A 20,690-nucleotide genomic window follows, 5' to 3' on the forward strand; every position below is an offset into this window, starting at 1 on the left:
AACCCGACTGTAACGCGAGCACAACACAATGGACCGCAACCAATTATCAAAAGCCTTCGCTGGCTACTTCGAATACTCCGTCGCCCATAACGCCGAGGCTCGAGCCGAGAGCTACAGGCTCCGCTATGATGTATATTGCACAGAATTTGGATATGAGGATCCATCCGACCATCCGAATCACCAAGAGCGGGATGCTTTCGACGAGGGCGCCCTCATATGCACCCTGCGACACACACACACGAACCGCTTGGCTGGATGTTTTCGGATTATCTTACCTAGGATAACCGATTCTGCCCCCAGGGTATTACAACTGGAAGAGGACTGCGCCGAAACCCTCTACGCGCACGATCAGAAAACGCAGAACCGCGATCCGCGCAGGCTCAGTCGCCTCTCTATCTGTGAGGTCTCACGACTTGCCATCCACTCGGATTTCCGGCGCCGCCTCGGGGAGCACCAGACCCGCCTGGGTGCCCTCGAATGGCTAGACCTTTCCGATCAAGAACGCGACGCGCACCTGCGCACCTTTCCACTCCTTGGCTCCAGTCTCTTTTCGGCCGTCGCTTACACGTGCAGTCAACTGGGCCGAGACCATATCTACGCGGTCATGGAACCGAGACTCGCTCGTTTGCTGACCCGCGAAGGGATTCGCTTTGAACAGATCGGCGCAGTGATGGATTACCATGGCGAGGAGCGTGCAGTCTACTATAACTCCTTAGAAAAGTTCGTGGTTGAAACGATTGCCTCGCCCCTGCTGCGCCCCCTCTATCAAATGGCCCAGGACCAGCTTGCCCCGGGTCTAGGGGCTTGGCTTAAGCAGCTACCGAACACCCCCTCCCCCCATTCAGGCGGCGGGAGCCAGAGCACAAAGGATCCTTAACATGGCCATATTCAACTATAAGACCGCTTTCAAGAGGACGATCGGATGGATCACCGAAGACGAGCAAGAAATACTCCGTAATGCCACTGTCGCGATTGCGGGACTGGGAGGGGTTGGCGGCAGCCACCTGCTAACTTTGGCGCGGCTTGGCGTGGGGCGTTTTTCTATAGCGGATTACGACCTCTTTGAGCTGCACAACATGAACAGACAGGCCGGTGCATCGATGAGCCAATTGGGACGGCCGAAGGTCGATGTCCTTCTAGAAATGGCGCTTGACATCAACCCAGAACTCCAGATCCAAACCTATCCGGAAGGGATAAGCGCAGGCAACGTTGCGCAGTTCCTCGATGGGGCCGATGTCTACGTCGACGGCCTCGACTTCTTTGTGTATGACGCCCGACAGCTTGTTTTCCGGGAAGCAGCAGCTTCGGGCATACCAGCCTTTACTGCCGCCCCTCTCGGCATGAGCACTGCGCTTTTGGCCTTCCACCCCGACGGTCTTTCCTTCGATCAGTATTTTCAAATCCACCCGGATCTGAGCGAATCGGAAAAGGCCCTTCGATTCATGCTGGGCCTCGCCCCGTCGGGACTGCACGGGCCTTCACTGGTGGATCCCTCGACGATCAACCTCAAGGAGCAATCCGGCCCCTCCACCCCCATGGGCTGTGAGCTATGCGCGGGGGTTATCGGAACTCAAGTGCTCAAGTGGCTCCTGCAGCGGGGGAAAACCGACTGGGCCCCGTGGGCAGTGCAGTTTGACGCCTACCGCATGAAACTGCGACGCACCTGGCGCCCGGGCGGGAACTCCCACCCGGTTCAACGTCTTGCCCTTTGGCTTGCCAGACGCCGTATGTTAAGCGGCTGAAGCTGGGACCCGTCCAAAACGTCGCTCCGGCAGCCATCGGGCCAAGACCGTAACGATGGCCGGCATCAGCAACAGATCGAACACCAACGCCGCTACCAATCCGATCGCCGTAAGCAATCCAAAGGCCGCGGTGGGCTGAAAGTCAGAGGCCGCCAACACCAGGAACTGCGCACAAAGCACGATCGTGGTGGCTGTCACGGCCCGGCCGGTATGGTGCAAAGCCCTGGCCAGGGCGGCAACGAGACGACTCCCCCGGCGCCGGTAGTATAGAAACCCGTGGTACGTATGAATGGTGTCGTCCACCGCGATTCCAATCGCCACGCTGGCCACCATGGCCGTTGCCATGTCCAGCCAGACGCCGAATGCCCCCATGACAATAAAGATGACCAGAAGCGGCGAGAGATTGGTCAGAATCGTCACCGAGGCCGCTACGGCCGAGCGCCATAGGATCAGCATCAGCGCAGAGATCATGACCGCCACGGCGATCAGGCTTCGCAGTTGCCCGTCAATGAGCAGCTGCTCCTGCTCAGCAAAGAGACGCCCCATGCCGGAGAGTTCCCAGTCGAGGGTCTCGGTTTTCGCGTCGAGTTGCTCCCGGAAGCTGTCCAGTGTCCGGTTGATTTCACGGGCGCCGGTGACATTGAGGTTCATCAGGACCACCGCACGCGTGAAGTCACGGTTGACCAAGTCGTAGAGATCACGCCCGTCGTATACGAAAAGGTACTGAGCGATCAAATCCTGTCGGTCAGGCAACGTCCGATATTCCGGGTCCTCATCGTGGAATGCCCAGTGCATCTCCTCGAGCATATCCACCATGGACAGCGCATAGTCCACCTCTGCGCGCCCCTCAGCCCAGCGCTGGAAATCCCGAATCTCTCGCAACGCGGCCGGATCCTGCAGCCCATCGAGGACGTCCGCTTCGAACACCGCCTCCACGACCATCACGCCGGATAGCGCCTCCTCAACCCGTTGTGTATCCACGGTAATGGGGTGATCGGAGGGGAAAAACTCGTAGAGATCACTCTCCACCTCGATCTTCGTAATCAGCGGCGCTGTCACCGCGATCGCCAACGCACTGCCGGCAACAATCCAACCGGCCCGACGCAGCGCGAACCCACGCGCTGCCTTTAGGATCGCGTCCAACCCCCCAAGGCCCCGGCGCGGCGCCACCCACTCGCCGCGGTCGAAACGCAAAAGCAGCGGCGGCAATAGCAACATCACCACGACGTACGCCAGCAGCACACCGAACGCGGCGGTGTAACCGAGGCTTTCAATGGGACGGATCGGACTCAGCGTGAGCGACAGAAGCCCGGCAGCCGTGGTCAAGGCGGTGAAAAAAGCCGGCCTGGACACCCGCTCAAGCGCATAAGCCAAGGCCCTCTCGCCGGTATGACCCCGCCGGCGCGCATGGCTCAGCGCGTTGAACAGATGCATCAGCATCGCCACCGTCAAGGCAGCAAGCAGAGGCGGCAGGATGGAGGTCACCAGGGTATAGGGATGGCCGAGCAGGACCATCAGCGCCAATGCCGGCGAGACCACCGCCCCAATCGCCGCTCCCCCGGCAACCACCACCAGCCAGCGACGAAACATCACGAACAGCAACCCGAGCCCCACGGCCGTGGTTGCCGGAATAAAGATCGCGCTGTCGCGCAGCATCGAGCGCAACTGCCAGACGTCGAGGGCGATATGCCCGGCGACTGCCTCCAGCCGGTCATCCAGACCGGAATGGCTGACTGCATCGCGGAACGCCCGTTCCAGTTCCAGACGCTGGAGGCTGTCCTCGAGTTCTGTTGGACGCACGACGACCGCCAGCGCCGAACCATCCCGTGCCGCCAACAACCCCGGCGCGAAACGGTCCTCTAGAACGTGCTCCTGCCACTGCGCTGCACTGCGCTCGTCAATGGCATCCGGGGGGACAATCTTCTCAACCGTGAAACCGTCGTCCACGGCTCGAATCTGATCGAAGGAGGTCACCCCGAGGACACGCTCGACGTGTCGCTCCTGCTCCAACCGCTGCACGAGCTCGTGAAGCGCCGCGAGGTTCTCTGGTTTGTGGATGTCTTCACCACCGAACAGACCGACGAGGACCTGCTCCTCAGGGAAGTCCTCACGCACAGAAGCGTCAAAGACAACGGCGGGCGCCTGCTTCGGGAAGTAGGACTCCGGGGCGTTATCGAAGGTCAGATTGAGAACAAAAGGGCCCGGCGCAAGAAGCAGCAGCGCGAACAGGCCTCCTGCCAACCATTGTGGCAAGGTGAAAGGTTTCAAAACCGCCCCCTCCAGCCAGCGATCACGACGTCATTCTTCTGGTGGAACCCCCCGGCCGTGTTTTCTGCCCCCTCGAAATAGTGTGCCGCGAGATAGAGTTCATGGGGCTCCCAATCCACCCATGCGACCTCCGGGTTCAGATAGATATCCCGCTCATCCAGCCCGATCGCGTAACGCATTCGCGCCCTCAGACGACGTTGTAGGGGACGCCCCTCGATCTCGCCATTGAGGGCCATCTCATTCGATCGCTCCAGAAGCGAAGGGGCATCGAGGTAGTGGCTACCAACCACCTGGATGTTGACGCGCAGGTCGCCATCGCCAGGAAACACTTCAGCGCCCACGCCCCACTCGAGCGATTCGAGGTCTTCCCGTGCGAAGTCCTCCTCTCGGGTGCCGGGCCTATCGCTAAGCCACACAGCCTCTGCGCGGTAGGTGACTCCGCGATGATCGATCTCACCGTCGATGCCCACAAGATAGCTCCGCGGATGAACCGCACGGAACGTGTACTCCCCCGCCTCTACGGCCACCTCCGGATTATCGAGGTTCTCCCGCGCCTCGTCACTGAGCTCGTAATAGGGCGTCGAGTGCCGAAACCGCTGGAACGTTGCGCCTGCATCCCAGCCGCGCCCAGTGCGCGTTATGCGTAAGCCGGCTCCGCCTTCACCGTCATTCTCTTCGATAAACCGGCCGTCGCGAACCAGGCCCGCGAATTCAGGCGCCGCCGGCAGCCCCAGGAAGCGCCCCCGCTGACGGTCCACAGGATGCCAGACACTGTCACGATCCGGCATTTCAGCCTCCCGGAACCACGGCACAATCAGCGCGTCGAACGCCCACTCGGCGGCAAAGAACTGCCCGCGGAGTGCCGGAGCAGCGCGTCGGCGCTCGCTGAGATCATCCAGGACAAAGCGCGATAGGTCCTCGACGCCCAGTCGATCGGTGGGCGGAAACTCATCGATGCGTCCCCAGTTGACCCGTTGAGCCCCGCCGGTGACACGCCAACCATTACCACGGTAGCGGAGGTAGATCTCGCCGTAATCCACGTCGATTTCTTCGACACGAGGCCCACCACGCTGGTAGTGACCATTCAATCGACCCTCGGCCCGGACACTCCAGGGCCCAAGGGGCTGCCAGGCCGCACGCATCAGCAGATGACCGTGATACACAAGATCCGCGTAGGACGCGTTCCGGGGCATCCACCCCGCATCGAGGCGGGCACGCTCAAGCCCAAACGACCAGTCTTCCGGCAGCCAAGCCTCCGCGTCGGGCTCCTCCTCCTCGGCATCCGCCGGCGAGGGCTCACCAATGCGAATGCCGCCCCCCCCGTCACCGCCCCCGGCCTCGGCCAGCCCTTGCACTTCTGCCGCGTCAAGCATGCCTTCGCCCGCTGCCCCAGCTGCCGGAATCGGCACCCCAGCGATCAATGCCGCAACACCAAGAAGGGCTCCTAACAAGACCGAATTGAACTCGACCCCCGGCTTACGGACGATAAGCACGTTCGCGCCCCGGACCCGACAGCGCCGAGCGTGAGAAGAGGTCTTGGGGCAGGCCCTGGTCGTAGACCACCTCCGCAACCAGGAACCGTGTCTGATGACCGCTTTGAAGATCCTCCATGGTGCTCTCGACCACCGTCCAATAGCCCTGATGCTGCTCTAGGGCCTGCACCGTCAAACGCTTGGTCGGCTCCTCGTCACCCTGGTAGTAGTCGATGCGCAGGGGCACGTGCGAATCTTCATGGATCCACTGATCCCGCAACGTATAGACGGAGTTGTCGCCCTCCACGGGGCGGCTCTCCAGGCGAAACACCGGAAGCCCCTCGAACTCCTCGCGTCCCATGTATTCATGCTCGTCCTGATGAACCTTACGATCACGCAGATCCTCGAAGAAGAAGTCACTGTCCACAAAGCGCCCCCCCATGCGCTCTGAGGCAACCCGCCTGACCCGGTCCAACGCAGGAAGATAGAGCCACTGGTCCGTACTCCCATCGGGATAGTCCCGCGTGAGCATGGCCGTATCAGCGACATCCGACGGCTCCGTAAACCGCACAAGATTCCAGACTTCTTCTGCTTCAACCTGCAGGCGATACTCGTAGAACGACCGCTCCCGCTGAGAGCGCCCCGGCCCATCCAGGATCATGCGCCCGCGTTGCACCGCATCGTCGCCCTCGGGGCGGTCGTAGACCCACTGCGCGAGCTCTTGCCCATCGGCCGGCTCACCCGCAGAGACGCCTACAGCAAGACACAGCCCCCCTCCCAGGGAGGCGGCGAACATCAGACCTTGAACAGGCCGCGGAAACGAATGGAACGTCATTCTTGTGCCCCGGCTATCGACTGTGCGTGCTCAATTGGACCCACTTTCCACCCCCCGCGCCGTCGGTGCAAGTTACCAGTTCATCGGTGTGTTTTTTCCCCTTACAACCTCGACCGGCTGGTCTGCCCAAGAACGGGATGCCTCCCGCTAACCTACTATAAAAAAAGCCGTTTCTGTCCCCGTTTCGCGAGGGACCCTCTGTGGCCTCGATATTGCTGATCCTAGTCACGGGCCACAGGCCCGGACCGACTGCGGCCCGGCCACGATCGGGCCGTCCTTAACCACGGAGGATCCCCCCATGAAAGACCGGAAAATCCTGGGTCTCGCGACGTCAGCCGTTCTCGCCACGGCATTAATGGCGGCACCGGCACACGCAACCCTCTTTACCATCGATCCGAGCGATTTCGACGGATTCGATGATGGACCGACAGCCCCCTTGACCTCGCTCGGCTGGGAACTGCGCACCGCGACGAGCCAGTTTGGCACCAGTGCCGGCGAGAACTGGATCCCGGATGCTGGGTCAACCTTCACGGACGTCGGCTTCGGCCGGATCGACGCCTACAACCCGTTCGATATCGGCGACGACGAAATTGTCGGGCTCCGATCAAGGGATATGACCTTGCGCTGGGATAACATCACGGGAACGATCGCCGAGGGCGGCGGACTCACCTATCAAAGCGGAACGATTGACTTCTTTTTCGGTGGCGAGGGGCTGGGGCGCGACGTCATCGAGACCAACGCCCCGTTCGACACCAACGACCCATCCTGGATTGCTGCCGGGGATGGACACCGAGTGCTCTCGCTCGAGCTTCGCAGTGGCAGCGCGCTGGCCAACCTGGTTACGGACGGGGATGGGAATCTGACCGAAATCCAGGCCTCGCAATTCGATCTGTTCTTCGATGTGACGTTCGCGCTGGAGGGATTCTGGGCCACGGCGAACGGTCAACCGTTTGAGGAGCTGATCGGGCTGCAGCTGCTGACCGCGTTCGGGGAGGCGGGAGGGGCCCTTGGCGGACGGAACACCGTCATCAATGAGGACGCGGTCTTCGACGACGCGGACGGGCTCCTTTACACGCACTACGCCGGGCTGCGTCGAGGCTCCATGAACTTCGCCGTGCCGGAGCCGAGCACCCTGATGCTGATGGGCGGCTCCCTGCTCCTGCTCGGCCTCGTTGCCAGTGGTGCGGGCCATCGCCGCTCACGCAGGGATGGCGAACTCCTCTCCGCGTAACCCTCGATTGTCTGGGAAACCGGGTGGGCAACCATGCCCACCCGCCCCTTTACGCCTTCCGGTAGATCTGATTCCTCAGCGGCGCAACTCAGCCAGGATCTCCTCAGCCTCCCGCCGCTGCGGGAAGTCGTTATGTGCATCCAGCACCGACTCGAGCACCCCGCGGGCCTGCTCCTCCCGTCCATCGGCCCGTAACGCCCGCGCGAGGTTCAGCTGAACCTCGGGATTGCCCGGGGCCAGGTGGCTGGCTTGCTCCAGTCGCTCGACCGCCTCCGCAGCCCGATCATTGTGAAGGAGGGTGATACCGAGGGTATCGAGGATGGTCGCCTCCTCGGGCACCAACCCGTGGGCCCGCTCGGCGTATTCCAGGGCTTCGGCGGGCTGCTCTTCCCGTAGCAGCCAGGCCAGGTTGTTCAGCGCCACCGGATCGTCATCCCGCCATTCCACCTGTCGCTGGTAGACCCGGCGCGCCTCCTCGTACTGCTCCGCCTCCAAGAGTGCCGAGCCCAGGACGTGGCGCACTTCCTCATCTCCGGGATGCTCCTCGAGCCAGCGCCGAAGGTGAGCGAGGCCTGCTTCGGGATCGCCAGCCGCCTGTTTGGCCGTATGCGCCTCAAGCACCCATGGCCGCTCCACCCTCGCGGCCAGGGCCTCGCCGTAGAGCTTTGCCGCCTCGTCAACCCGGCCGGCCCGGTGGGCCAACCAAGCACTCTGGGCCATGACTTCGGGCTCTTCCGGGCGGGCCTCGACGACCGGCGCAAAGACCTCCGCGGCCCGGTCGTGCTCGTCGGCCCGAGCCAGCTGGCGCGAGCGCTCGCGGGCCGCGGCCGTGTGCTCCGGATCAGCCGCCAAGGTATCGTCCAAGGCCTGCACCGCCCCGTCCCGGTCGCCCGCAGCCTCACGCTCGCCGGCGAGAAGGTAATACAGATCGGCCGTTTCCGGGCTGAGACGGGTGGCCCGCTCGAGCAGTTCGCTGGCCTTGGCGTGCTCCCCGACATCGCTATAGGACCGCGCGGCGGTCGTTAGCAGCCGCAAATCCTCCGGGCGCTCTTCCAAGGTCTCCTCCAGAACGGACAAACCCTCTTGCGTCTGACCCGCACGCGTCAGCAGGTCGGCCAGCCGGGCCGCCACCCGCCCATCGCCCGGGTTCTGCGCATGAGCCGCCCGCAGCGTCCTGATGGCAGCATCGGCATTGTCCTCAGCAAGCTCAATAGAGCTTAGATTCAGAGCCAACTGGGGGTGGCCAGGCACTTTCTCCAGGCCTTCACCCAGAAGACGGCGCGCCTCTTGAGTGTCCCCCTGAGCGAGACGAACGGCCGCCTGCAGGTTGTAGCCCTGCGGATTGTCCGGCGCCTTGTCCTGAATCCGCTCCGCGGCTGCCAGGGCTTCATCAAATCGCTCGGCTTCAATATGCGCCTGAACGAGGGTCAGATCCGCGGTTCGCAAGCCACCGGAATCGGCGGCCACCGCCTCCAGCTCCTGAAGGCCTTCCTCCTCCTGACCGGCAAGCAGCAAAGCGAGACCGAGCATCTCGCGCGCCTCAAGCGCCTCTGGATCCGCTTCGATCACCCGTCGCAGGGCCGCTATCCCCAGTTCGTGATCCCCGTGATCGAGATACAGCGCACCTAGGTGATCGCCCAATTCACCGACAAGATCCGGCCGATCGGCGAGCACTTCGGCGAGGAGCTTCTGGGCGTCCCGCGGGCGATCCTGAGCCACATAGAGCCGCGCCAGGAGACTGTAGCTGCTGACCGTCCCCGGCCCCGAGGCGTGGTAACGGTTGAGGTGGTGGTCGGCCTGCGACCGATTACCCCGATCCAGCTCGATCGCCGCCAGATAGGGGCGCACCGGGCGATACTCGCGTTGCGTCGCCAACGCCTGCTCAAAGTGCCTGCGGGCTGCATCCGGATCATCGTCCTCCAGCGCCAGCAACCCCCTCACGTGGTGCCCCCCCGGATAATCCGAGGCGTGCTCCACCAACAGATCCGCGTCGTCACGGGCTCCGGCCAGGTCGCTATCGCTAAGACGGACCCATGCGCGGGTGAAACGATCCGCGACGTAGTCCGGGCGCAACTCGATCGCCCGATCCAGCGCTTCCAGCGCGGCCTGGATATCCCCAGCGGCATTGGCCAGGGTGCCCTTGAGCGACCAGGCGGCGTAGTAGCGTCGATCGAGGGCAATCGCCTCGGCCAGGTGCTCCCGCGCCCGCTCCTGATCCCCAGCATTGAGCGCATGAAAGGATCGGGCGAGCTCAACCTCCGGCAGCGGATCCTCGAACGCCTCGGCCTCGGCCAGGAGATCACCCGCCTGATCCGCATCACCGCGGTGGTAGGCAGACGCCGCCTGGTAGGCCAGCACCCGAGCCCGGGCCTTGCCCTCCAGCGTTTCCGTCTCCAGGGACCGGACCTTTCCGTGCTGCCCGGTCTCGTGATAAAGGCGAGCCAAGGTTGGCATGTAACGCTCAGGCTCAGCACCTTGCTCCATCGCCCGGCTCAGATGGTTGACCGCGGCCTCGACCTCTCCGTCCCCGGCGTATGCCAGCCCCAACTGACCCCGTGTCTCCGGCGCATCCCGCTCCCGAAGTGCATTCCGGTAGTCAATAACCGCTCCGCGGTAGTCGCCAGCCTCCATCTGCGAGACCGCCCGCTCCAGGTACTCCTCCTCGGTGAGCCCTGTCCACGCATCGCAGGCACCCAGGGTGACTGCACAAAGGCCTAAGGCGGCCCAGCTCACAACCCACTTCCTGACCCGCCCGGTGTCAGAAACAAACTGAAACCGTCCCAGGCGAAACCCATACCAACGCTCCATGGCGACCTCCCGAAAGATCCCAACGCCATAACCTTGCTTTTAATGTTTGATTTACCCACGGCGTGCAGCTCGGCTCGCCAGTACAACTGTAGGCGCCGCCGCCTCTCTTTACCTGCCTGCCTGAGGGCTCGTCCCAATCCATCGGACAAGAGGGGGGCATTTCTCTTAACGGCGCTGGAGTCAGCGCAAAACACGATCTCTACGGGGATCGACCGTCGCTGCTCTATACAAGCCGAACCGCTTCGCCTCCCCACGTTTCCGATGCCAAGAATGCGCGACGCGCGCCGTTTTCCGAAGGAAAACCGCCACCGCAGACCTGTGAGCAAACACGGCCGATGTCGAAGGGGTTTACACACACCGTGCGCCTCAACCGCTTGACCGGCCGTGTGGACGAGTCACAGCGCGCCATCCAGCCGATACTGCGCGCTATTGGCACGGCCGATGCATCCACCACAGCGGGCGCTCGGGAAGAACGCCCACATCCATGCGGGCTAGCAGCGTAAACACACGAACTGCAGGCAATACAGTCGGGAGAAGAATCATGCAGGCAAGGAAAACACTCTGGCTTGGAGTTCCGGCCGCACTCACACTCGGGCTCATCACAGCACCCGTGTACGGGACACAGTTCACCATTGATCCCACTGATTTTGACGGTTTCGATGACGGGCCGACAGAACCGTTAACCTCGCTGGGCTGGTCACTGCGTACCGCCACCACCCAGTTCGGAACCAGCGAGGGAGAGAACTGGATTCCGGATGCTGGATCGCGGTTCAATGACATTGGATTCGGCCGGATCGACGCCTACAACCCCTTCGATATAGGGGATGACGAACTCGTAGGGCTCGGCCAGCGGGATATGACCCTACGATGGGACAATATTACTGGAACCATCGACGAGGACAACGGGCTAACCTATGACGGTGGCACGATCGACTTCTTCTTTGGCGGCGATGAAGACGCTGAGCTTGGCCAGAGCGATTTGGCCACGGGTGAAGCATTCGATACCGACAGTGAGGTATGGCAGAACGCCGGCTCCGGCGAACATGTTCTTAGCCTGGAACTTACCGGCGGCTCAGCTCTGGCCGAATTCATCGAAGACGACGATGGGAACCTGGAGCGGGTCAATGCCACGCAGTTTGACCTTCTCTTCGATGTGGAATTTGCGCGGGAGGGCTTCTGGGCCACGGCAAACCCGGAGGACTGGGCAGAGCTGTTGGCCCAGGAGGTTGTCATTACGGCCTTCGGCGAGGCCGGTGGTGCACTGGAAGCCAACAGAAACACCGTGCTCAACGAGGACGAGGAAACGTTCACGGACGCCGAGCAAGAGCTCTACACGCACTATGCGGGCGATCGCCGGGGCAGCGTGGACTTCCAGGTTCCGGAGCCCAGCACCTTGATGCTCATGGGTGGGGCGCTGGTTCTTCTGGCAGCCAGTTCGGGCGTGGCCCACCGGCGGCGCACGAGCGCGAACGAACCAGCTGCCTAACGCTTAGGCACCCGGCAAAGCGCCGCAGCGCCCCGCGGGGGAGGCAAACGCCCCCCCGCATTTTTTCTTACTTACAGGCGTTTAGCGCAAGCCGTACTTATCCATGAGGCTGTACAACGTTGGCCGGGACACCCCCAATAAGGCTGCTGCTTGGGCGATGTTCCCGTTGCAACGGCTCAACGCCCGGACTACCGCCTGCTGCTCGGCCTGGTCGCGGACTTGCCTGAGCCGCAGACTGCTATCCCCTTCCTGGTCGTCGCTGGGACATTCCAGACCGAGCTCTTCCGGCGTGATCCTCTTGCCGTCGGCCATGATGACCGCTCGACGGATGACGTTCTCCATCTCGCGGACATTCCCGGGCCAAGTGTGGGCTTCGATCGCGTCGATGGCTTCGGGGGTAAACTCACGCCGCGGATGCCGCTGCTCGCGCGCGAAGCGCTCAAGAAGGGAGTGCGCAACGAGGGCGGCATCGCCTTGGCGCTCGCGCAGCGCCGGGATGGTCAGTTCGATCTCGGCAACTCGATAGAAGAGATCCTCGCGGAATTCCCTTTCGCGGATCATCTGCCCCAGATCGCGGTGGGTGGCACAGACCACGCGCACATCCACCGGGATCGACTGGCGTCCGCCAACCCGCTCGATGGTCCGCTCCTGGAGAAAACGCAGCAGCTTCGCCTGCAGGCTCAGGGGCAGGTCACCGATCTCATCGAGGAACAGGGTGCCACCGTCCGCGTACTCGATCTTGCCGATGGTCTGACGATGGGCACCGGTGAACGCCCCCTTCTCGTAGCCGAAGAGCTCGCTCTCGAGCAGATTCTCGGGGATAGCCGCACAGTTGATGGCCACGAATCGCTGCTCGCTGCGCCCACTGAGCCGATGCACGGCGCGGGCCAGGATCTCTTTGCCGGTCCCGCTTTCCCCACGCAGCAGCACCGTCGCATCCGCCGGGGCGACCCGCTCGACCATTTGGCAGACGCGGAGCATCTCCGGATCTCCCGTGAGGAAGCCGTCCAACGGCGAGGCGGAGCGCTGGGCCAGGTGCCGATTCTCCGCCTCAAGGCTGTAGAGCTGTGCGGCCCGGTCCACCAGCAGCCGGAGCGTATCGGCGTCCACAGGCTTGCTATAGAAGTCGTAGGCACCGAGCGCCACGGCACGCAGGGCATTCTCCCGGTCGTCGTTGCCGGTGACGACGATCGCCTTACTCTGCGGGGCCTCACCGAGGACCTCCTGCAGCGCGGCCAGCCCCTCGCTGGCGTTGGCCGGATCCGGAGGCAACCCCAGGTCGACCAGCATCAGCTCCGGCTGATGGCGGCGCGCCTCCTTCACCGCCTGCGCGCGGTCATAGGCCTGGACGATTTCGTAGCCGTCGAAACACCAACGCAGCTGCTCCTGCAGCCCCTCGTCATCCTCAATGATCAGTAGCTTATAGGTATTGGCCACCGTCCCTCGCTCCTTGTCCAATCTCAGGGCACAGCCACCGCGGGGGTCGGCGCCGCTGCGGCCGTCCGCGCCAACAACTGCACCGTGAAGCGCGTGCCACTACCCGGTTCGCTATCGACGTCGATCCGCCCGCCGAGGGCAGCAATGTACTCCCGCGCCTCATAGACGCCGATGCCCATCCCTGCATTTCCCTTGGTGGTCTGGAACGGCCGGAACAGCCGATCCCGCATGAAGACCGGGTCCATGCCGTGCCCGTTGTCCGCGATCACAATATAGCCCCACTCCTGGCGCTGACTCAGCCGAACCGTCACCTGACCGTCCGCTGGCGTGGCCTCCTGGGCGTTGCGAACCAGGTGGGCCAGGACATTGAACAGCCGATCCTGGTCGGCCACCACCTGAACCTCCTGATCCAGCTGCAGCTCCGGGCGCGGCTCACCCCGCGCGCCATTCACCACCTGACGCAGGACCTCGGCGAGTTCCACCCGCTGCGCCGGTGCCGCCGGACCTGGCTGGGCATGGCGCAGTTGCGCCAGCGTCCGGTCCAGGCGCTCCCGAGCATGACCGACGGTCTCGAAGGCATTAGCCACGAATACCGGGTTATCCCGATGCCGCTCGGCATTGGCCAGCACCAATGCAAGCTGGCCCGAGACATTCTTCAAATCGTGGACCAGGAAGGCCGCCAGACGGTGGAAGGTCTCGAATTGACGCGCCTCCAACAGGGCCTCGTCGGTCTGCATCAGCGCCACATAGACGGCAAGCTGACGCCCTGCCGTCTTGAGCAGATCCCGTTCTTCCCAGTCGATCACCCGGGAAGCTCGGGGTTGAGCCAGCACCACGAATCCGGTCAGATCATCGCCTTGGAGCAGCGGTACAAGGAGCCAGTAGCGGCGGTTCTCCAGCAACCAGGCAGGCGGCTGCAGGCCCGGGTACAACTCCGGAGCACGGCGCAGATCGTCGAGGTCCACCACCCACCCGGTCTGGCGAAGAAACGGCACCACCCCCCCTTCCTCCGGCTCTGGCGGGTGATCCGGCTCGCCGAGGTTCAGCACCCCTTCCAGCCGGTAGTCACCTTGGCGATCCTGAACCCAAAGCAACCCACCTGGGCTGTCCACCAACTCGGCGATGGCCCCCACGCCCCGTTGACGCAGCGGCAGCTCGCCATGCTCCCTGGAGAGGATCTCGGTAAAGCGCAGCCACTCCTGCCGGTAGTCGTACTTGTAGTTGAAGAAGTGCTTATTGATCAGCACGCGCAGGCGGGCGCGAAAGCTACCCGAGAACAGGACCAGGATCAGCAGCAGCACAGCGCCGAACAGCAGCGCTGCCTGGAGGAGTGCCCCCCAGTCGCCGCCCAGCTCCCGGAGCAGGTAGCCTGCACCCCCCACCGCCAGCAGGTAGAGGCCGGCGCCGGTGAGCGCCGCCGTATGGAAGACCAGGTGCCGGGAGATCACCGGGGCCTTGTCCACGGGCAGCTGCCGCCGCATGGAGATCGCAAGGAGTGGCACCACTAAGGCGTTGGCCAGTCCGCGCGCCTGGATGGTCGGCGTCTCCACCGCCTGAAACAGCACCCGATCTGCGAGCAGGAAGAGGTCAAAAGCGAAAATCCCACCCACGCCCAGACAGAGCAACTTGATCGACCAGCGCTCTCGCTCCGGGGTGTTGCGATAGGTCTGCTCGACCAGGACCAGTCCGGTGATCGCGAGCAGAAGCAGGACCAACCCGTAGAGCGGCTCCAGGCGCGACCCGGGCCCCATCAGCGGGACCAGGGCCAGCAACAGTAAGCCGCCCAGGACAGCCCCCCAACGGCGCAACACCCGCTGGCCCCGAAGGTTATGGCTATGCATACGCGCCATCAGGACCAGCAGCAGGACGAACCAGCCGCCCGCTCGAACCACCTCGGAGAAGCCGCTGCCCATCACGACCGCGCCGTCATCGAACTGGAGCGACAGCCAGACGTGTTCGCCCGCCCAGCCGGCGGTCAGAAGCGCGGCCGCCGCCAACGCGATAGCGCCGAGTCGGTCCCGCCAGAGCACCAAGGTGGCCCCGGCAAGCGCCAGGAACGCGGCCACTGCCACGGCGTAGCTTGCAGCAGAGAGCATGATGCGCCTCCGGGCGTTACCGGGCGCCCTGACCGAAGAGCACGACGGCAACCGTGCGGATCAGGATGACCAGATCCAGGAAGAACGTGTGATTCTTCACGTAGTAGAGATCGTATTGCAGCTTCTGCCGTGCGTCTTCGACAGACGCCCCGTACGGATAGCAGATCTGTGCCCAACCGGTGATCCCTGGAGGCACCGTATGACGGGCCCGATAGAACGGCACCTCCTCGCTTAACCGATCGACGAACAGGGGCCGTTCCGGGCGGGGCCCGACGAACGACATCTCTCCCTTGAGCACGTTGAGGATCTGCGGCAGCTCATCAATGCGCAGCTTGCGGGTGATGCGCCCGACCCGGGTCACCCGGTCGTCATCTTTTTGCGCCCAGACCGGCACCCCGTCCTTTTCCGCATCCTGCCGCATACTCCGGAACTTGTAGAGCCAGTAGGGCTCATTGCCAGAGCCCACCCGCTGTTGGCGGAAGAAGATCGGCCCCTGGCTCTCCAGCTTGATGGCCAGAGCGGTGACGATCATGATCGGCAGCGTGATCAGCAACAGGGCCAGGCTGACGAGGATATCGAACAACCGCTTGACCGTGGTTCGCACCCCGTTCTGGCGGAACCCTTCACCGAAGATCAGCGAGCTGGTGTTCAGTGAATCCAGCCTCAAGTGCCGGCGCTCTCTTTCAAGAAAACTGGTGAGGTCGATCACCGAGACCTCGCGGAGCTTGCAATCGAGCAGTTCTTCGACGGGCAACTGACAGCGCCGATCCCGCACCGCCACCACCAACTCATCGGCACCGTACCTGCGGCAAATATCCAGTAGCCGCTCACCCTCCTGCTGGTGGATCACCTCGTCTGCGGGCACGTTTACATGATCGGCCCCTGGCGTGGCGACGTAACCGAGGAATACGTACGGCATCTCGCAGCGGTGATTTTCCCCCTGCATTTCGGCGACAGCCGCGGCGCGACTACCAACGCCCAGAGTCAGAATCCGCCGCTTGAAACGATCCGAGGCGACCACCCGCTGGTAGAGCACTCGCTTGAACAGGATCAGGATGAAGACCGCGGCGACGGCAACGAGCAGCGGGCCGGACGCCAAGGCCAGGGCCGGCATGGCGGCCAGGACGACGAGGATGCCAACAACCGCCGCGAGCATGGCAAGGAACAGGCGCACGCCCAGCATCAGCGGGCCATCTCGCATGGTGATCTGGCCGGCATCGTAGAGCCCCATCCCAGCCATGCTGATCACCACCAACCCGGCGGCGACCGCGATCTCGGCCTTAAGCTGGATCTCCTCCCAGCCCAAGGCCCCTGGAGCCCCGAATTGCAGGGGCAGGATGATCGCCAGCCCTGCGAGGACCAGCAGACCCTCCAGACCCACCAGCACCATCACGTTGCGCGGCACAAAGTGACCCAAAAAACGCACGTTGACGCCTCCAGAGGGGCGCCTCACTGCGCCCCCGTTCCATGGCAGTCGCCTAGAAGAACCGTTCCGGGATGATCAGAACGTCGCCGGGCTTGATGTCGATATTCGCCTCGATCTCGCCCCGGTTGAGCAGATCGTGGAGGCGAACCCGGTACTGCCTGCGCTCGCCATCCTCGTCCCGGATCAGCACCGTCCGGTTACCCGCTGCGATATCGGTGATCCCGCCGACCTCGATCATCACGTCCATGACCGACATGTCCTCGCGATACTGCAGCGCGCGCGGCTCTGCCGCCTGCCCGATGACGCGGACCTGGCGATCGTAGGGACCAGCGAAGCCGGTCACGATCACGGTCACCACCGGATCCCGCAGGTAGAGGCTGATCTCCTCCTCCATGACCCGCGCCAACTCGGTGGGGGTGACCCCGCTGGCCTGGACATCCTCCACCAACGGCGTGGATATCTGTCCGTCGGGCCGGACCGGGACGCTGATGGAGAGTTCGGGGTTGCGCCAGACCTGTACGCTAAGCGTATCGCCAGGCCCAATGATGTACTGCTCAATTTCCGCGTCATCAACGGTGCTGGGGGCAGGCGGGAGCGAGGCGCAGCCGGCAAGGAACGTTAGAAACCCAGCGGCGGCAACCATCCGAGCGATTCGGGCCGAACGGTCAAGCTCCATGGACACCCCCTTCCTGTTGATGAATCTCACGCCCCGCGCTTGCACCAACCCCAGCGAACTGAACGATTTGCGAAGCCCGTTCCGGGCCATGCCCGTCGGTCTCCACTGGGCGCCGAGGTGCTACACTGCGACTCAACCAATGTTGATAAGGAAATCGGTCCAATGCGTGTCCTCGTTACGGGTGGTAGCGGTTACATCGGCAGTCACGCGGCGGTGGCCTTGCTCCAGGCCGGCCATCAGGTCGTCATCCTGGACAACTTGGAGAACAGTACAGCCACGATCGCCCCCCGAATCGAACGGATCACGGGACAGGCCCCCGCGTTCATCGAGGGCGACATCCGCGATGCGGCCACCCTCGAAACGGTCTTCTCCAACGAGCCCTTCGATGCCGTCATGCACTTTGCCGGCCTCAAGGCCGTCGGTGAGAGCGCGACCCGGCCCCTCGCCTACTATGAGACCAATGTAGGCGGTACCGTGCGCCTCTGCCAGGCGATGGAGCGTGCCGGCGTGCGACGGCTGATCTTCAGCTCCTCGGCCACTGTCTATGGGGACCCAGTCCGGGTACCAATCGACGAGGACGCTGCCACCGGGAACGTGACCAACCCGTATGGCCGCAGCAAGCACATGGTGGAACGGATCCTCTTCGACTTGGGGCGCGCAGACCCGCGTTGGTCCATCGGTCTCCTGCGCTACTTCAACCCCGTCGGGGCGCACGAGAGTGCGCTGATTGGCGAGTCGCCCCGGGGTATCCCCAACAACCTCGTGCCGTACATCGCCCAGGTGGCCAGCGGCGAGCGCGAGCAGCTGAGCGTCTTCGGTAATGATTACCCGACCCGGGACGGGACCGGGGTGCGCGACTACATCCACGTGGTGGATCTCGTGGAGGGCCACCTGCGAGCGCTCGAGTTCCTTGAGGCACAAACAGGCAGTCACGTCTGGAACCTGGGCCGCGGCGAGGGCTACAGCGTCCTGGAGATGGTCCGGGCGTTTGAGCAGGTCAGTGGCCAGCCAGTCCCTTATCGCATCGCCGACCGCCGACCCGGCGATATCGCGGAGTGCTGGGCCGATCCAGCCAAGGCCCAGCGAGAGCTGGGCTGGCGGGCGGAAAGAGATCTGGCCACCATGATGCGCGACACCTGGCGCTGGCAGTGTAATCAGCACCTCGCCTGATCCTTGGGGGAGCGCTCCGCCCCACGCGCTAACTTTTTCATGTATTGTCTTGATTCACCGAGCATTAGTCGCCACCCCCCCGTCCGCACGAAATCCACGTGAACAACCTGCAAACAGGCCGGAACCATCGGTATGCCGTAGTAACGCGCAGCAGCCAGCCGGTGGTTTCCGTTGTCCCCAAGGATAAGACGCCCAGTCCGCGAAATCGCCAAACCGATCCCCCCCCGCTCTCTGAGCCGACCCTTTGTCACAGCACTTTGCGGCAGAAGACGGCGTCTCGATCCAATGACGGCGAACAGTTCATCCAGCTTACGATAACGCTGCACCAAATCCCGTCGCGAGCGACAGCCATCCTCCTCACCGCATATCTCGATCAGTCTGTTCATGAGATCAATCTCCCCCACCGCTTCCCAGGAAGCCCCCGTCTCCAGCTTACGGACGGTCCGAGCCACGATGCGATTTTCCATGATCGGCAAAACCGCCTTATCCCAATCCCCCGGAACGATCACATTCGGCTCATGCAGAGGGCGCGGGCCGATCTGCACCGCATTTCGCGGATAGACTTTACTGAGAACCGGTGGCCGGGGGAGGACACTTAATGTCCACTCGATGAAGTGGGGCGGCACATAAACCAACTGATATTTCCTTGGGGCATCTTTACCGAAGCGCAATACATTCTTGACATCTTCCCGGAAAATGCGCAGCGCCCATCGCGGATGGCGACAGTACTCTGGAAACGAATGCGTATTTTTCCCGTGGCGGGCCTGCTCCTCCACGAAACTGCCCTCGAAGCGACCAAAAGACTAATGTGCATTCTCGTAGATATCGAAGTCATCACCATACAGGCGCTCGACTTTTCTCTTTTGCTGCTTCGTTAATGAAAAGCCGGACTTCTTATTGGACTTGTTCGCATGCGGTATTTCCGTAGGCGGGTACGCAGAGGCGCCCGCCGCTTCGTAACATGCGGACACCCCTTTTTCCATGTTCTCCATGCGGTAGATATTCGGTATATTGAGAACGCCATTGCCCCCTTGAACATCATTTACCATCGGATTTGTGTGTGTCGAAAAGAGGAGACCGTAAGGCTCGAAGATCGATCGCTCACGACACGATTCCTGCTTCTCAAGCATATCAAGAAAGACATCGAAACACTTTTTTCTCGACACCAAACACCGCGGATCCCTGGAGAGCAGGCGAAGGTTTGCCATCACCCTGCCCCTGGCCGTCATTCCCTTGGGCCAGATCAAGTGGTGATACATTGACACCACACGGTCGTAGGGGTTTCTGGAGAAGGCGATTCGAAACATATGGTCCCATGTTTCCGGGTAGAGGTAGAGACGCGCAAACTCGCTGCGCCGGAACTGATAGGGACCTAGCGGGGTTGTATAGGTGTTCAGTATATCATTCCATTCCTCACAGGGGCGCTGTATAAAGCAAGACGGCATCTTGAATCGCTCCGTACAGGTATAGAGCCCCCCTAATGCCTGCCGCAGCGACGTTCCCGCCGACTTTTTAATGTGAAGCCAAAATATCTCACCTGCCACGCCCCCCCCCCTACCCCAGAAACCCTTCCGAGGACAGCCCAAATATCCAAAGCGAAGCCGGTCAGGTTCTCCTGACCGGGCACTAACGGTGAGTGTAGTCGGCGCCAGTAATGACGCCACCCAGGTCAGCTAGACAGATGACTGAGAAGGGTTGGTGTGGGAAACGCTACGGCATCTCTCGTTGCTGAACTGGTCCTCTACCCGCCCGTACAGATCCTCAAAGCGGACTAGGTCGTCTTCCTCCAGATAGGGGCCGGTCTGGATCTCAATGATCTGCAACGGGATGCGGCCCGGATTCTCGAGCCGGTGAGGGCGGGTCGCAGGGACATAGGTGGACTGGTTTTCCTCCAGGTAGATCTCCTCGTCGCCGTTGACCACGCGCGCGGTCCCAGCGATAACCACCCAGTGTTCCGAACGGTGATGGTGCATCTGCAAGGAGAGCTTACAGCCGGGTTTAACCACGATCCGCTTGAGCTTATAACGGTGGCCGCTCTCCAGG

At 62.7% G+C, this 20,690-nt stretch carries 16 protein-coding genes; 5 read left to right on the plus strand and 11 right to left on the minus strand.

Going from position 1 to position 20,690, the window contains the following annotated elements:
- Nucleotides 1-28: 28 nt before the first annotated feature.
- Together LRF89_RS02265 and LRF89_RS02270 are read left to right on the plus strand one after the other, a co-directional pair.
- Nucleotides 29-877: a PEP-CTERM/exosortase system-associated acyltransferase gene (locus tag LRF89_RS02265; protein ID WP_238636529.1), complete on the plus strand. Its 849-nt coding sequence runs from the start codon at nucleotides 29-31 to the stop codon at nucleotides 875-877.
- A 1-nt stretch (nucleotide 878) separates the two neighbouring features.
- The gene (locus tag LRF89_RS02270; RefSeq protein WP_238636530.1) at nucleotides 879-1,742 is read left to right on the plus strand and encodes a ThiF family adenylyltransferase; all 864 of its coding nucleotides are present in this window, start codon (nucleotides 879-881) and stop codon (nucleotides 1,740-1,742) included.
- On the opposite strand, the gene LRF89_RS02275 is transcribed toward LRF89_RS02270, so the two are convergent.
- Genes LRF89_RS02275 through LRF89_RS02285 form a run of 3 tightly spaced genes read right to left on the minus strand, consistent with a single transcriptional unit; the run spans nucleotide 1,731 to nucleotide 6,278 of the window.
- Complete coding sequence (locus LRF89_RS02275) at nucleotides 1,731-4,010, minus strand: efflux RND transporter permease subunit (RefSeq protein ID WP_238636531.1); 2,280 nt, start codon at nucleotides 4,008-4,010, stop codon at nucleotides 1,731-1,733. The two genes, LRF89_RS02270 and LRF89_RS02275, sit on opposite strands and share 12 nt — an antisense overlap.
- Nucleotides 4,007-5,503, minus strand: coding sequence for a hypothetical protein (locus LRF89_RS02280; protein WP_238636532.1), 1,497 nt, complete (start codon nucleotides 5,501-5,503; stop codon nucleotides 4,007-4,009). The genes LRF89_RS02275 and LRF89_RS02280 overlap by 4 nt, the downstream gene beginning before the upstream one ends.
- Nucleotides 5,487-6,278: an outer membrane lipoprotein-sorting protein gene (locus tag LRF89_RS02285; protein ID WP_238636533.1), complete on the minus strand. Its 792-nt coding sequence runs from the start codon at nucleotides 6,276-6,278 to the stop codon at nucleotides 5,487-5,489. Before LRF89_RS02285 ends, LRF89_RS02280 begins: the two co-directional genes overlap by 17 nt.
- Before the next feature lie 337 nt (nucleotides 6,279-6,615).
- Between LRF89_RS02285 and LRF89_RS02290 the strand changes: the two genes are divergently transcribed.
- On the plus strand, nucleotides 6,616-7,548 hold the full coding sequence (locus tag LRF89_RS02290) for a PEP-CTERM sorting domain-containing protein (RefSeq protein ID WP_238636534.1): 933 nt from the start codon (nucleotides 6,616-6,618) through the stop codon (nucleotides 7,546-7,548).
- A gap of 75 nt (nucleotides 7,549-7,623) precedes the next feature.
- Here LRF89_RS02290 and prsT read toward each other — a convergent pair whose 3' ends face one another.
- The gene (gene prsT, locus LRF89_RS02295; protein WP_238636535.1) at nucleotides 7,624-10,281 is read right to left on the minus strand and encodes an XrtA/PEP-CTERM system TPR-repeat protein PrsT; all 2,658 of its coding nucleotides are present in this window, start codon (nucleotides 10,279-10,281) and stop codon (nucleotides 7,624-7,626) included.
- Between the two features lie 616 nt (nucleotides 10,282-10,897).
- On the opposite strand from prsT, the gene LRF89_RS02300 reads away from it, so the two are divergent.
- Nucleotides 10,898-11,842 (plus strand): PEP-CTERM sorting domain-containing protein, encoded by a 945-nt coding sequence (locus tag LRF89_RS02300; RefSeq protein ID WP_238636537.1) that lies wholly within the window; start codon nucleotides 10,898-10,900, stop codon nucleotides 11,840-11,842.
- An 81-nt stretch (nucleotides 11,843-11,923) separates the two neighbouring features.
- On the opposite strand, the gene prsR is transcribed toward LRF89_RS02300, so the two are convergent.
- Genes prsR through LRF89_RS02320 form a run of 4 tightly spaced genes read right to left on the minus strand, consistent with a single transcriptional unit; the run spans nucleotide 11,924 to nucleotide 17,444 of the window.
- On the minus strand, nucleotides 11,924-13,279 hold the full coding sequence (gene prsR, locus LRF89_RS02305) for a PEP-CTERM-box response regulator transcription factor (protein WP_238636538.1): 1,356 nt from the start codon (nucleotides 13,277-13,279) through the stop codon (nucleotides 11,924-11,926).
- Between the two features lie 23 nt (nucleotides 13,280-13,302).
- Entirely contained in the window at nucleotides 13,303-15,375 is a 2,073-nt protein-coding gene (gene prsK / locus LRF89_RS02310) for an XrtA/PEP-CTERM system histidine kinase PrsK (RefSeq protein WP_238636539.1), read from the minus strand.
- Nucleotides 15,376-15,391: 16 nt separating this feature from the next.
- The gene (locus tag LRF89_RS02315; protein ID WP_238636540.1) at nucleotides 15,392-16,801 is read right to left on the minus strand and encodes a TIGR03013 family XrtA/PEP-CTERM system glycosyltransferase; all 1,410 of its coding nucleotides are present in this window, start codon (nucleotides 16,799-16,801) and stop codon (nucleotides 15,392-15,394) included.
- Between the two features lie 52 nt (nucleotides 16,802-16,853).
- Nucleotides 16,854-17,444, minus strand: a complete 591-nt coding sequence (locus LRF89_RS02320; protein WP_238636546.1) for an XrtA/PEP-CTERM system exopolysaccharide export protein — start codon at nucleotides 17,442-17,444, stop codon at nucleotides 16,854-16,856.
- A gap of 195 nt (nucleotides 17,445-17,639) precedes the next feature.
- On the opposite strand from LRF89_RS02320, the gene galE reads away from it, so the two are divergent.
- Nucleotides 17,640-18,647 carry a UDP-glucose 4-epimerase GalE gene (gene galE / locus LRF89_RS02325; RefSeq protein WP_238636541.1) on the plus strand — a complete coding sequence of 336 codons (1,008 nt, stop codon included), beginning with the start codon at nucleotides 17,640-17,642 and terminating at the stop codon, nucleotides 18,645-18,647.
- On the opposite strand, the gene LRF89_RS02330 is transcribed toward galE, so the two are convergent.
- From LRF89_RS02330 to LRF89_RS02340, 3 genes are all read right to left on the minus strand, one after another.
- Entirely contained in the window at nucleotides 18,632-19,423 is a 792-nt protein-coding gene (locus tag LRF89_RS02330) for a hypothetical protein (protein ID WP_238636542.1), read from the minus strand. The genes galE and LRF89_RS02330 overlap by 16 nt on opposite strands.
- Nucleotides 19,424-19,450: 27 nt before the next feature.
- Nucleotides 19,451-20,191 (minus strand): sulfotransferase family 2 domain-containing protein, encoded by a 741-nt coding sequence (locus LRF89_RS02335; protein WP_238634325.1) that lies wholly within the window; start codon nucleotides 20,189-20,191, stop codon nucleotides 19,451-19,453.
- Between the two features lie 129 nt (nucleotides 20,192-20,320).
- Nucleotides 20,321-20,690, minus strand: a 370-nt coding sequence (locus LRF89_RS02340; RefSeq protein WP_238636543.1) for a cupin domain-containing protein, incomplete at its 5' end; no start/stop codon positions are given.

Source organism: Halorhodospira sp. 9621 (genome assembly GCF_022228055.1).
Taxonomy (GTDB): Bacteria; Pseudomonadota; Gammaproteobacteria; order Nitrococcales; family Halorhodospiraceae; genus Halorhodospira; species Halorhodospira halophila_A.